The sequence below is a fragment of the Kingella pumchi genome, assembly GCF_022288825.1.
Classification (GTDB): Bacteria; Pseudomonadota; Gammaproteobacteria; order Burkholderiales; family Neisseriaceae; genus Kingella_D; species Kingella_D pumchi.
Genome location: NZ_JAKOOW010000001.1, coordinates 96,406 through 108,598, shown reverse-complemented (window position 1 = coordinate 108,598; position 12,193 = coordinate 96,406). Strand labels below are relative to the sequence as shown.

Below are 12,193 nucleotides of genomic sequence, written 5' to 3'. Positions count from 1 at the left end.
AATTCTCGAGAACGGCTGTTTTTTGTTCTGTTTTTACAGGCAGCCTGAAAGCGGCAGAGAGGCTTTCAGGCTGCTTTCCGATGGCAAAGCAGCCTGAAAACGTTTTACAGCCTGTGGCAGCTGTCGCCGAAAACGAAGCCCTGCCAGTCGGGGTCGATGTGTCTGCCAAAGGCGATGACTTTAAAGAGTTCGCCCATTTCGTGGGCGGCGGTCAGGGTGTGGACGGCGCCGGCGGCTTTGAGGTAGGCGGGCGATTCGGGCTTGGGATAGTGTTCGGCCAGCAGTTCGGTGATGCCGAGATTGAGTAAAAAGGCGGCTTGGTTGGCATAGCCGATTAAGTCGAGACCGGTGCTGCAGCCGGCTTCGGCGATGTCGGTGAAATTGACGTGGGCGGTGAGGTCGGTCAGGCCGGGCAGGAAGAAAGGATCGTGGACGGTGTGGTGGCGGTAGTGGCCGATCAGGGTGCCGTCGTCGCGCTGGGGGTGGTAGTACTGGGCGGCGTCGAAGCCGTAGTCGATCCAAATCATGGCGCCGCGTTCGAGCCTTTGGGCGAGGGTGCAGACAAAGGCGTGCTGGGCAGGATGCAGTTCGCTGGAGTAGGGCAGGGCGGGGGGGAAGTATTGGCGGGCAGCGGCGGTCAGGGGGCTGTCGGCGGCAAGCTCGCGTTCGGTATGGGCAAAGCCTGCGCCGTCGATGGCGACAAAACCGCGTTTCAGGCTGCCTTCGGCGCTTTGGACGATGCGCTCGACGGGCATGGCGTCGAGTACTTCGTTGCCGATGATGATGCCGTCGAAGCGGTCGGGTAGGGTGCTGAGATGATTGACTTTGCCGGCGTGTTCGGGGGCGTGCGCGGCGATGTGTTCGCGCTGGCGTTGGGCGAGATTAGGTGAGACTTCGATGATGCAGTAGCGTTTCAGGCTGCCTGCAAGGCTGTTTAGCAGCTCGGCAGCCAGCGCGCCGGTGCCGGCGCCGAACTCGTACACAGTGCCGCCGGTCTGCGGCAGCAGCGCTTCGATTTGGCGGGCAAGGGTGCGGGCAAACAGGGGGGTGAGCACGGGGGCGGTTACGAAGTCGCCGCCGCTGCCGATTTTGTGGGCGCCGCCGCTGTAATAACCGTATTGCGGCTGGTACAGGGCGAGTTCCATATAGCGCGAAAAGGGGATGGCGCCGCCGGCGGTTTCGATTTCGCGGCGGATGATGTCGTTTAAGGCGCGGCTGGCGGCAAGGGCTTCGGGTGTGGGGTCGGGCAGGGTGTGCATGGGGTTAAATTGTGTAAATCCGTATCGGGCGGCAAATATGCCACAAAACGCTGCGGCGGGGTGGGGTAGGGCGTTTTGCGGGTTGTTTTGGCAGGTGATTTTGTTTTCAGGCTGCTTTTTTCGAGCAATTGTTCGGTGTGGAATTTTGCCCCCACTTGGGAAAGTAGGGTGTTTTTTCTCTTGAAATCAGTCGGTTCAGGCAGCCTGAAAAGCAGATGCGGTTTGACGCTGCGGCGTTTTTTTCTTATAGTTCGGGTTTTGTGGGGCGAAGTGGGGCAAAGTGGTGTTTGGTGGAGAATAAAGTTGTCCGGCACCCGCTTCACGGTTTCCCAATCCGAATTTTTGTAAAGAACCACCTTTCATCTATGTTCCGCGGTAGACACGAATTAAGCATCGATCCCAAAGGACGCTTGGCCATCCCGGCCAAGTTCCGCGATGTGCTGTCGAAAAAATTTGCCGACGAGGACGACGAAGCGCGCTTTGTGGTGTCGCTGGACAACGGCGAGCGCCTGCTGATCTATCCCGAGTGCGAGTGGGAAAAGGTTGAGCAGCAGCTTTTGGATTTGAACGTAAACGGCCGCCCCGAATTGCAGGCCTATCAAAACCTGTTGTTGCACAATGCCGAAACGCTGGAACTGGACAGTGCCGGTCGCGTGCTGATTCCCGCCAACCTGCGCCAGCTGGTGGGTTTGGACAAGGATGTAACGCTGGTCGGCCGCGTCAACCGTTTGGAACTGTGGCGCCGCGAAAGCCAGCAGCAGGGCACGCTCGATGCCATCAATATGGATAAAGACGCGCTCAACGCCGCCCTGAGCGAAACGGATCTGCGCCTATGAGCGCGGCCGGGTATGCCCACGTTACCGTTTTGCTGCACGAAGCGGTCGATGCGCTGGCGGTGCGCCCCGACGGCATTTATGCCGACGGCACTTTCGGCCGAGGCGGCCATTCGCGGCTGATTTTGCAGCGTTTGGGCGCAAACGGCCGGCTGGTGGTGTTCGACAAAGACCCCGCCGCCATTGCCGCCGCCCGCGAGCTGGCAGCGCAGGATGGCCGGGTCAGCGTGATACACGGCGGCTTTGCCGGTTTTCAGGCTGCTTTGGACGAATTGGGCATCGGCAAAATCGACGGCGCGCTTTTCGATTTGGGCATTTCGTCGCCGCAGATAGACGACGGCTCGCGCGGTTTCAGCTTCCGTTTCGACGCCCCCTTGGATATGCGCATGGATACCACCCGCGGCCAGACCGCCGCCCAATGGCTCGCCCATGCCGACGAACAGGAAATACACGAGGTAATCAAAAACTATGGTGAAGAGCGGTTTAGTCGCCAGATTGCGCGCGCCATTGTGTCGCGGCGCCTGGAAAAGCCCATCCTTACAACCGGCGAGCTGGCGCAGATCGCAGCGCAGAGCGTCCGTACTCGCGAGCGCGGCCAAGACCCGGCCACAAGGACCTTTCAGGCCGTTCGCATCTTTATTAACCGCGAACTCGAAGAAATAACAAGCGTCCTGCCGCAGGCCGCAGGCAGCCTGAAAACCGGCGGGCGGCTGGCGGTGATTGCCTTTCATTCGCTGGAAGACCGCATCGTCAAGCAGTTTATGAAAACCCACAGCAGCCACGCGCCCTTGCCCAAATGGGCGGCCGTGCGCGAGGCCGATCTGCCCGAGCCGCCGCTGAAGCTGTGCGGCAAGGCGCAAAAAGCCTCGGCGGCCGAAGTTGCCGCCAATCCCCGCGCCCGCTCGGCGGTGCTGCGGGTGGCCGAACGCACCACCGGCGCGTTTGCGGCAGCCTGAAAACGGCAACACAGTATCCGAGACACACACAATGAACCGACTCAACATCCTTTTACTCGTGGCAACCGTTGCTTCGGCGCTTTGGACGGTGGAGCTGCAAAGCCACATCCGCCAGCAAATCTATCTGGTCGGCAAAGGGCGCGAAGAAGAAATCCGCCTGAAAAACGAATACGCCGACCTGCAATACAACTACAGCCACGACGTCGATACCCAAGTGGTGGGCGAAACCGCCGCCCGCATGAAAATGCGTCTGCCGCGCGCCGACGAAACGATAAAAGTCAACGATTGAACGGCAGCGCCGTCCGAATCCGAAAAATCCAGAGTTTTAAAGACCGACCCATCATGCTGATCAACAACGAATTCAAACCCTATATGCTCGAGAGCAGCGGCTCTCAAAATGCGCCCAAGCAGAAAAAGCAGAGCCGCATCAGCATCGTGCTGGGGCTGATCGGGCTGGCGTTTACCGGCCTGGCCAGCTTCAGCTTCGGCTATCAGGAGTATTTCAGCGACCAGCTCAACAGTATGAGCGCTAACCGCATCAGACGCAGCATCACCGAACCGGCGCTGCGCGGCACCATTACCGACCGCAACGGCGTGCCGCTGGCGGTGAGCCGCCACAAGCAGGTGGCCACTTTCAATCCACGGCAGATCGCCGCGCCCAAACACAAGGGCGGCGCGCCGAACCTGAACGCCGTCAGCGCGGATCAGATCGCCAAACTCGCGGCGCTGCTGAAGCTGCCTGAAAGCGAAGTGCGCGAAAAACTGGCCGACATCAAAAGCGGCTATCTGCGTTTTCCCACCGAGCTGACGCTGGAAGAAGCGGCAAAAGTCAAAGCGCTGGGCATTCCTACCCTGCGCTTTGAAGCGCGCATCGAACGCAGCTACCCCACCGGCAGCCTGTTTTCGCACATCATCGGCGTGGCCAATACCGAAGGCAAAGGGCTGGAGGGCTTGGAATACGCCTATAACCAAAAACTTTCCGGCACCGACGGCAAGCAGCTGGTGCTGCGCGACAAAGACGGCAACATCATCGAAATGCTCGATGACGACCCGGAAAACCGCCCCGCGCAGGAAGGCCAAACCCTGGTGTTGTCGGTGGACGAAACCATCCAGCGTCTCGCACACGAGCAATTGGCCGCAGCGCTGAAAACCTACAACGCCAAAGCCGGCGGCGTGGTGGTGCTGGATGCGCAAACCGGCGAGATTCTCGCCATGAGCAGCCTGCCCGATTACAACGCCAATTTCTATAACGAATTTCCCGCCGGCAATCTGCGCAACTACGCTGTCGGCGTAACCAACGAGCCCGGCTCGGTGATGAAGCCCTTTGTGATTGCCAAAGCGCTCGATGAAGGCAAAATCAGCCGCTACAGCCAGTTCAACACCCAGCCTTACGAATTGAGCGGCAAAACCATCAAAGACACCCACCTGTATCCCTCGCTGAGCACCGAAGGCATTTTGCAAAAATCGTCCAACGTCGGCACCAGCCGCGTGGCGGCGCTGTTTTCCAACGAAGAGCTTTACGATTATTACCGCTCGGTCGGCTTCGGCCGCAAAACCGGCTCCGGCATCAGCGGCGAGCAGTCCGCCCAGCTTAAGCCTGCCGCCAAATGGAGCAAGCTTGACAAAGCAGTGATGTCCTACGGCTATGCGGTAACCGCCAACCTGCTGCAGCTGGCGCAGGGCTACACCGTGTTCACTACCGACGGCCGGCTGCTGCCCGCCACCATTTTCAAGCGCGACGGTAAGGTTGAAGGCGAGCAGATTATCAAGCCCGACACCGCGCGCCAGATGCGCGAGATGATGGTCAGCATCACCGAAAAAGGCGGTACCGGCCAATCCGGCGCCATTCCGGGCTACGATGTGGCCGGCAAAACCGGCACCGCCAAGAAAAACAGCGGCCGCAAAGGCTATGAAGAGCGCTACGTTGCCAGCTTCGTCGGTTTCGCCCCCGCCGAAAACCCGCGCCTGATTGTCGCCGTCAGCATCGACGAGCCGCACGGCAAAGGCTATTACGGCGGCACCGTTGCCGGCCCCGTGTTCCGCGAAGTGATGGCAGGCAGCCTGAAAATTCTCGGCGTCAAGCCCAGCTACGCCGTTGCCGAGCCTGCTGCCGTCCAAACCGCCGCCGCGAAAAAACGCTAGGGTGCGCCGATAATGGATGTCCGCGCCTAACAGCCTGTCTGCACGAAACCGTTTATCGTGCAGGCAGGCTTTTTTCAGGCTGCCTAAACGCAATGCCCAAGCAGCCTGAAAAAACGAAACCCCCGCCGGCCAATCGCTCCGATGCCGGCAGCCTGAAAAGGAATGCACCATGTACAGCACCATCGCCCCGCCCGCCGACACCGCGCTGCCCGCCACCAGCCATCCGCCGCTGGCCGAAAGCGCCCGCCTGTCTGCCGACAGCCGCCAAATCCGCCCGGGCGACGTTTTCATCGCCTGCCAGGGCGAATATGCCGACGGCCGCGACTACATCGCCGCCGCCATCGACAAAGGCGCCGCCTTCGTTTATTGGGACGACGACGGCCGCTTCAAATGGAAGCCCGAATGGCGCGTGCCCAATCAGGGCGTCGCCGACTTGCGCCGCCGCGCCGGCATCCTTGCCGCCGCCGCTTACGGCAACCTTTCAGGCAGCCTGAAAGTCTTCGGCGTAACCGGCACCAACGGCAAAACCTCAGTCAGCCAATGGCTTGCCCAAGCCGTCGATATATTGGAAAACCGCCCGCACGCCTGCGCCATTGTCGGCACCGTCGGCAACGGCTACTGGGGCAGCCTGAACGACAGCACCCACACCACTCCCGATCCCGTTTCCCTGCAAACCCTGCTACACGGTTTTGCCGCCGAAGGCGCGGTGGCCGCCGCCATCGAAGTGTCCAGCCACGGCCTTGACCAATACCGCGTCAACGGCACCCCGTTCAGCAGCGCCGTCTTCACCAATCTCACCCGCGACCATCTCGACTACCACGGCAGCATGGACGCCTACGGCCAAACCAAAGCCCGCCTGTTTTACTGGCACGGTCTCAAACACGCCATCATTAACAGCGACGACGCTTTCGGCGCCAAACTTGCAGGCAGCCTGAAAGCCGAAAACCCCGAGCTGCAAACCTGCACCTACGGCTTTAACGATACCGCCGACATCCGCATCAGCCGCTTTCAGGCTGCCTTCGGCGGCGCCGAAATCGCCCTAGAAACCCCGTGGGGCAGCGGCAGCGTCCGCACCCGCCTGCTCGGCCGCTTCAACGCCCAAAACCTCGCCGCCTGCCTGGGCGTGCTCTGCGCCGAAGGCTACGGCTTTCAGGCTGCCCTAGACGCACTCGCCCAAATCCGCCCCGCCACCGGCCGCATGGACTGCATCGCCCGCGAAGGCCGCCCGCTGGTGGTGATCGACTACGCCCACACCCCCGACGCGCTGGAAAAAGCCCTGTCCACCCTGCGTGAAATCCTGCCCGCAGGCGGCAAGCTCTGGTGCGTCTTCGGCTGCGGCGGCAACCGCGACCGCGGAAAACGCCCGCTGATGGGCGCCGCTGCCGCCGAGTTTGCCGACCAAGTGGTCATCACCAGCGACAACCCGCGCCTGGAAGAGCCGCAGGACATCATTGCCGACATCCTGCCCGCCGTGCCGCATCCCGCGCTGGTCGAAGCCGACCGCCGCACCGCCATCGCCGCCGCCGTTGCCCAAGCCGCCGCCGCCGACATCGTGCTGATCGCCGGCAAAGGCCATGAAACCTATCAGGATGTGCAAGGCGAAAAACACCATTTTTCCGACTTTGAAGAAGCGGAAAAAGCGCTGGACAAAGCAGCCTGAAAAGCATCAGGCGGCCTGAAAGCCGCACAATCTGCTTTCAGGCTGCCTGCCAAACGATAATAACCACGGAACCGCCATGCCTAAATCCATCCACATCCGCCGCCTGCCGCTATTCTTGGCTGCCGCCCTGCTGGCCGCCTGTTCCGCGCCGAAAAAGCCCGTTGGCGAAATCGCCCGCCTGCGCGCGCAAAACCCGCCCGCCGCGCAGAGCCTGATCAATCCGGTTAAAGGGCAGCGTTTTGCCGACACATGGGGTGCCGCCCGCAGCGGCGGCCGCCGCCACGAAGGCACGGACATCTTCGCCCCCACCGGCACCCCCGTGCGCAGCACCACCGACGGCGTGGTCACCAAAATCGGCCGTAACCGTCTCGGCGGCAAATTCGTCGGCATCCAAGGCCCGGGTGCGTGGCATTATTACGCCCATCTGCGCAGCCACGCCGGCCTGCGGCTTTACGATAAAGTCCGCACCGGCCAGACCGTCGGCTACGTCGGCAAAACCGGCAACGCCAAAACCACCCCGCCGCACCTGCACTACGGCGTTTATCTGCCGCGCGGCGCGGTCAATCCCTATCCTTTGATTGACCAGAACCGCTGAACGGCCGTTTCCGGCAGCCTGCGTTGCGAAGCGGAGTTGTGAAGCTGAAGCCTTTCAGGCTGCCCCAACCGTTTTTTTACCCACCTTAAGGAAAACCCATGATGAATACCCGTATCAAAACCGCCACCCGTTTTTTTGCTGCTGCCGCACTCGGCCTGCTGCTGGCCGCCTGCTCCGGCGCGTCGTCCAGCCCCGAAAATGCCGCCAAGGCTTTTGTTGAAAAAAGCTATGCGGGCGACGCCGATGCGGTGATGGCGATGGTGTATATCGACGAGAAAGATAAAAAAGACGCCGGCGTCGAAGACATGGTGCGCGGCAAAATCAAATCCGCCGTCGCCAAGCAAAAAGAATTTGCCGAGCAGCACGGCGGCATCGACGAAATCACCGCCCAGGAAGCGGAGCGCAATCCGGCCAACGAGAAAAAAGCCCGAGTGGCGGTGGAAGTGAAGTTTAAAGAAGGCGAAACGCGCCGCGAAAACGTGCCGGTAATCGAAACCGACAGCGGCTGGAAAATCGATTTGATGTAAACGGCCTGCCGCTGCGGCAAAACGCCCCAAGGCAGCCTGAAGGCTTTTAGCTTCGCAACTCCGCTTCGCTACGCAGGCTGCCTTTGTCTTGGCAGCCTGCGTTAAATTTCATTAAAATGCCGCGCTGTTTTGCCGGCCGCAGCGGCGCCGTTTTGGCTTCGCAACTCCGCTTCGCTATTCAGGCTGCCTGCGGCGGCGTTTTCACGATATCTTTACCCAAAGGAGCATGCCGTGCTGATCCACCCCGATGTGATGGGCATCGACTCGCTGGCGCAGAAAATCCGCAAGATTCCCAACTGGCCCAAACCCGGCATCCTGTTTCACGACATCACCCCGCTGCTGCAGAGCCCGCAGTATTTCAGGCTGCTGGTCGATCTTCTGACCTACCGCTACATGCAGCAGCAGATCGACGCGGTGGCCGGGCTGGACGCGCGCGGCTTTATTATCGGCGCGGCGCTGGCGTACCAGCTCAATGTCGGCTTCGTGCCCATCCGCAAAAAGGGCAAGTTGCCCTTTGATACCGTGTCGCAAAGCTATGCGCTCGAATACGGCGAAGCGGTGGTCGAAATCCATACCGACGCCATCAAGCCGGGCGACCGCGTGCTGCTGGTGGACGATCTGGTCGCCACCGGCGGCACCATGCAGGCCGGCGTCGAACTGATCCGCAAGCTCGGCGGCAACGTGGTCGAAGCCTGCGCGATTCTCGAATTTACCGATTTGCCCGGCGCCGAAAAAATCCGCGCCAGCAATGTGCCGCTGTTTACCCTGCTGCAAAACAGCGGCTCGATGTAGCCGGCAGGCAGCCTGAAAGGCAAAAAGCAGCGTTTCAGGCTGCCTTTTCATCCGTTTTACGACAAGAAAAAGAAAGAGAGAAAGATGCACGAAATCACCCTAAACGGTTATTACACCCTAATCGCCGCCACACTGGTTTTGCTGGTGGGCAAATTTATGGTGCGGAAAATCAAGTTTCTGCGCGACTTCAGTATTCCCGAGCCGGTGGCCGGTGGGCTGCTGGCAGCGGCGGCTGTGTTGGTGCTGCACAATTTCTACGGCATCGTGTTCAATTTCGAGACCTCGCTGCAAGACGCCTTTATGCTGGTGTTTTTCTCCTCGATCGGTCTGTCGGCCGATTTTTCGCGGCTCAAACAGGGCGGGCTGCCGCTAGTGATTTTTCTGGTGGTGGTCAGCGCGTTTATCGTGCTGCAGAACATGGTGGGCATGGGCATGGCCTATGCGCTCGGTCAGAATCCGCTGATGGGGCTGATTACCGGCTCGATTACCCTGACCGGCGGCCACGGTACCGGCGCCGCCTGGGGCAAGACGCTGGTGGGGCACGGGATTCATAATGCCGTCGATATTGCGCTGGCTTCCGCCACCTTCGGCCTGGTGTCCGGCGGCCTGATCGGCGGTCCGGTCGCCCGCCGCCTGATTGCCAAGATGGGACGCAAGCCGGCTATGGAAGAGCTGGCCGACTGCGATACCGCTGGCGAAGCCTTTAACGACAGTACCTTTGAAGATGCCGACCGCCAGCGCCTGATTACCGCCGATTCCGCCATCGAAACCATGGCGCTGTTTGCCGCCTGCCTGACCGTGTCTTCGGTGATGACCGACTTTATGACCGCGCATTCGAGCTTCAAGCTGCCGCAGTTTGTATGGGCGATTGCCTGCGGCGTGATTCTGCGCAATGTGCTGACCACCTTTTTCAAATTCGATATGTTCGACCGCGCCATCGACGTATTCGGCAATGCCTCGCTGAGCATATTCCTGGCCATCGCGCTGATGAGCATGAAGCTGTGGCAGCTTGCCGATTTGGCTGGGCCGATGATTATTATTCTGCTGGTGCAGACGGTGGTGATGATTCTCTACGCCTATTTCGTTACCGCCCGCGTGATGGGCAGCGATTACGACGCGTCGATACTGGCCGCCGGCCATTGCGGCTTCGGCCTCGGCGCCACGCCCACCGCGGTGGCCAATATGCAGTCGGTTACCGCCGTGTTCGGCCCCTCGCACAAGGCGTTTTTGATTGTGCCGCTGGTGGGCGCCTTCTTTGTCGATTTTATCAACGCGGGCATTTTGGCCTTTATCGTCAATCTGTTCGGCCACTAACCCAAGCAGCCTGAAAAACCAAAGGCAGCCTGAAAAAAGCAGCCTGAAACGCCGTTTGTGCGTTTCAGGCTGCTTTTTGCCTTTCAGGCTGCCTACATTGTGCTGACCAAAGCGTAAACCAGCGAGCCGATGTAGTTGCCGATAATGTAGCCCACGGTGCCGATCACCAGAATCGGGCCGACCAGAGAGCGCCAGCCCTGGCCGATGGCGAGCGCGGCGGCGGTGGTGGGGCCGCCGATATTGGCGTTGCAGGCCAGGGTGATTTCTTCGATGGTGTAGCGCAACAGCTTGCCCGCCGCCATGGTAATCACCAGATTGACCACCGCCACGGTCAGCGTAAACACAAACAACAGCGGCGCCTGCTGCATAATCAGCGGAATCGACGCGGGGATGCCGATGACGACGAAAAACAGATAAATCGCATAAGTGCCCAATTCCTGGCTGCCGTTGAGCACATTGCGGCGGCGGCGCGGCACCAGCAGGATGGCGATAAAGGTCAGGGTGGTGAGCAGCAGGTATTTGTCGGTAATCAGGCCGAACAGCATATCGGTGAAGATGTTGCCGGCTTCGCCCAGCTGCGCTTTGAGCCAGCCTGAAAGGGTGAAGGACAGCGCCACCAGCAGCACCGACAAACCGAGCGACACGGCGATGTTCTGCAGCGAAATTTCTTTGGGACGCCAATAGGCCGCCGCGCCGCTGCTGCCGGTGTTTTCATTGCCGCTGCGCCAGATGCGGCGCACCAGTTTGGACGACGACACCGCAATCAGAATCACGAAATAGCAGGCCATCATCAGGTTGTCGGCCACGATGGTGGCGGCTTTCATGCTGTCGCTCGGCTGCAGCTTGGCCGCCATCGCCGCAAAGTTCACGCCGCCGCCGGTGTAGGACGCGGCAATCATGCCGGTGATTTTGTCCAGCTCGGGAATGTAGTCGCGCAGCATTAAAAAGCCCGCCACCGCGCCCGCCATGGTGCCGGCCGAGCTGATCAGAAACAGCAGCAGCAGCCGTCCGCTCTCTTTAAACACTGCGTGCAAATCGAGCTGGAACAAGAGCAGCGGCACCGCCAGCGGCACCACATAGCCCCACACCGCGTCGTACACCGGCGCATCGGCAGGCACCAGCCCGAAATTGGACGCGGCCAGCGCAATCAGCAGCGCAATCACCGCACCGGGAATCTTCGCCGCCCAGCGCACATTCTGCTCGATCACAATCGCCGCCGCCGCGGCCAGCATCAGAAACGCCCACAGCAAAAGGGTGTTGTCGGCGGCAATCAGGGTGGTTTGCATGGTTTTTCTCCTCTTGGTTTTTGGTTTTCAGGCTGCCTTGGCTTTCAGGCAGCCTGAAAACGAATCCGGCGGCTTTCAGGCTGCCTGCGGATGCTCGGCCGCACCGAAAAACGCTTCGGGCGCGCCGCTGAAAAATGCCCAGTTTTGGTTGCCGTAGTCGAAATGCCACCATTCGCTGGGCAGGTTGGTGAAACCGGCACCGAGCATGGCGTGCACCAGCAGGCGGCGGTTGTGGCGGGCTTGGGTGTAGCGGGGGGCGGTTTCGGCTTCCAGCGCGGCGCTGTACGAAAGGTGGCTGGGTTCGTCAAAGGCGGTGCCCATGTCGAGCGCCTGACGGCCGGCGGTATCGAACAGCGTCAAATCCACCGAACCGCCGCTCAGGTGCGGCGGCGACATGTCTTTGCGGTAGGGGTTGGCGACGAACTGGTCGAGCGCGGCCTGAATCTGCTCTTCACCGTATTCGGGATGGCGCGCGGTGATGGCGCCGCGAAACTGCTCGCGCAGGGCAGCCTGAACGGATACCGGCCGCCAGCCGTCGAGCACTTCGATGCCGCAGCATTCGGGCAGCGCGTCCAGCGCCGCCAGCAGCCGTTCGATTACCGGCTCGCGCAGCAAAATCTGCTTCATGGCGCCGGCAATGCCCATTTCAAAATAGGCGGCGCGCACGCGCAGGCGCGGGGTTTCGGGCACGGGCAGCAGCGGGGCGCCGCATTCGGCCACCGGCACGGCGGCCAGTTGGTTCCAGTCGGGCATGGGGACGGCGGTCAGGGCGGGGTAGGGCATGGCGCGGGTGCGAATGTTAAATCGTGTGGGGAAAGGTAAAGCAAAG

The 12,193-nt window shown here is 60.8% G+C and carries 12 protein-coding genes; 9 read left to right on the top strand and 3 right to left on the bottom strand.

Features of this window, described 5'->3' with window-relative positions:
* Positions 1–104: 104 nt before the first annotated feature.
* Positions 105–1,259, bottom strand: a complete 1,155-nt coding sequence (locus MB824_RS00525; protein ID WP_238744890.1) for a class I SAM-dependent methyltransferase — start codon at positions 1,257–1,259, stop codon at positions 105–107.
* 365 nt (positions 1,260–1,624) lie between these two features.
* Between MB824_RS00525 and mraZ the strand changes: the two genes are divergently transcribed.
* From mraZ to gltS, 9 genes are all read left to right on the top strand, one after another.
* The gene (gene mraZ / locus MB824_RS00520) at positions 1,625–2,095 is read left to right on the top strand and encodes a division/cell wall cluster transcriptional repressor MraZ (protein ID WP_238744888.1); all 471 of its coding nucleotides are present in this window, start codon (positions 1,625–1,627) and stop codon (positions 2,093–2,095) included.
* Positions 2,092–3,048 (top strand): 16S rRNA (cytosine(1402)-N(4))-methyltransferase RsmH, encoded by a 957-nt coding sequence (gene rsmH / locus MB824_RS00515; protein ID WP_238744887.1) that lies wholly within the window; start codon positions 2,092–2,094, stop codon positions 3,046–3,048. The genes mraZ and rsmH overlap by 4 nt, the downstream gene beginning before the upstream one ends.
* A gap of 31 nt (positions 3,049–3,079) precedes the next feature.
* A complete protein-coding gene (locus tag MB824_RS00510) occupies positions 3,080–3,337 on the top strand; it encodes a cell division protein FtsL (RefSeq protein WP_238744886.1) in 258 nt (85 codons plus the stop codon).
* A 53-nt stretch (positions 3,338–3,390) separates the two neighbouring features.
* On the top strand, positions 3,391–5,190 hold the full coding sequence (locus MB824_RS00505; RefSeq protein ID WP_238744885.1) for a peptidoglycan D,D-transpeptidase FtsI family protein: 1,800 nt from the start codon (positions 3,391–3,393) through the stop codon (positions 5,188–5,190).
* Positions 5,191–5,359: 169 nt separating this feature from the next.
* Positions 5,360–6,850 carry a UDP-N-acetylmuramoyl-L-alanyl-D-glutamate--2,6-diaminopimelate ligase gene (locus MB824_RS00500; RefSeq protein WP_238744884.1) on the top strand — a complete coding sequence of 497 codons (1,491 nt, stop codon included), beginning with the start codon at positions 5,360–5,362 and terminating at the stop codon, positions 6,848–6,850.
* A 76-nt stretch (positions 6,851–6,926) separates the two neighbouring features.
* Complete coding sequence (locus tag MB824_RS00495; protein WP_255778134.1) at positions 6,927–7,445, top strand: M23 family metallopeptidase; 519 nt, start codon at positions 6,927–6,929, stop codon at positions 7,443–7,445.
* A 98-nt stretch (positions 7,446–7,543) separates the two neighbouring features.
* Positions 7,544–7,972 (top strand): DUF4878 domain-containing protein, encoded by a 429-nt coding sequence (locus tag MB824_RS00490; RefSeq protein ID WP_238744882.1) that lies wholly within the window; start codon positions 7,544–7,546, stop codon positions 7,970–7,972.
* A 252-nt stretch (positions 7,973–8,224) separates the two neighbouring features.
* Positions 8,225–8,764, top strand: a complete 540-nt coding sequence (locus tag MB824_RS00485; RefSeq protein WP_238744990.1) for an adenine phosphoribosyltransferase — start codon at positions 8,225–8,227, stop codon at positions 8,762–8,764.
* 84 nt (positions 8,765–8,848) lie between these two features.
* A complete protein-coding gene (gene gltS / locus MB824_RS00480; protein WP_238744881.1) occupies positions 8,849–10,078 on the top strand; it encodes a sodium/glutamate symporter in 1,230 nt (409 codons plus the stop codon).
* A gap of 92 nt (positions 10,079–10,170) precedes the next feature.
* Here gltS and MB824_RS00475 read toward each other — a convergent pair whose 3' ends face one another.
* Together MB824_RS00475 and MB824_RS00470 are read right to left on the bottom strand one after the other, a co-directional pair.
* On the bottom strand, positions 10,171–11,364 hold the full coding sequence (locus MB824_RS00475) for a DUF819 family protein (protein ID WP_238744880.1): 1,194 nt from the start codon (positions 11,362–11,364) through the stop codon (positions 10,171–10,173).
* Between the two features lie 75 nt (positions 11,365–11,439).
* Positions 11,440–12,147 (bottom strand): M15 family metallopeptidase, encoded by a 708-nt coding sequence (locus MB824_RS00470; protein ID WP_238744879.1) that lies wholly within the window; start codon positions 12,145–12,147, stop codon positions 11,440–11,442.
* Positions 12,148–12,193 lie beyond the last annotated feature (46 nt).

Bases quoted from the DNA above. Each gene is read 5' to 3' on its own strand.
- MB824_RS00525 (WP_238744890.1), bottom strand. From the start codon at position 1,259: ATGCACACCCTGCCCGACCCCACACCCGAAGCCCTTGCCGCCAGCCGC.
- mraZ (WP_238744888.1), top strand. From the start codon at position 1,625: ATGTTCCGCGGTAGACACGAATTAAGCATCGATCCCAAAGGACGCTTG.
- rsmH (WP_238744887.1), top strand. From the start codon at position 2,092: ATGAGCGCGGCCGGGTATGCCCACGTTACCGTTTTGCTGCACGAAGCG.
- MB824_RS00510 (WP_238744886.1), top strand. From the start codon at position 3,080: ATGAACCGACTCAACATCCTTTTACTCGTGGCAACCGTTGCTTCGGCG.
- MB824_RS00505 (WP_238744885.1), top strand. From the start codon at position 3,391: ATGCTGATCAACAACGAATTCAAACCCTATATGCTCGAGAGCAGCGGC.
- MB824_RS00500 (WP_238744884.1), top strand. From the start codon at position 5,360: ATGTACAGCACCATCGCCCCGCCCGCCGACACCGCGCTGCCCGCCACC.
- MB824_RS00495 (WP_255778134.1), top strand. From the start codon at position 6,927: ATGCCTAAATCCATCCACATCCGCCGCCTGCCGCTATTCTTGGCTGCC.
- MB824_RS00490 (WP_238744882.1), top strand. From the start codon at position 7,544: ATGATGAATACCCGTATCAAAACCGCCACCCGTTTTTTTGCTGCTGCC.
- MB824_RS00485 (WP_238744990.1), top strand. From the start codon at position 8,225: ATGGGCATCGACTCGCTGGCGCAGAAAATCCGCAAGATTCCCAACTGG.
- gltS (WP_238744881.1), top strand. From the start codon at position 8,849: ATGCACGAAATCACCCTAAACGGTTATTACACCCTAATCGCCGCCACA.
- MB824_RS00475 (WP_238744880.1), bottom strand. From the start codon at position 11,364: ATGCAAACCACCCTGATTGCCGCCGACAACACCCTTTTGCTGTGGGCG.
- MB824_RS00470 (WP_238744879.1), bottom strand. From the start codon at position 12,147: ATGCCCTACCCCGCCCTGACCGCCGTCCCCATGCCCGACTGGAACCAA.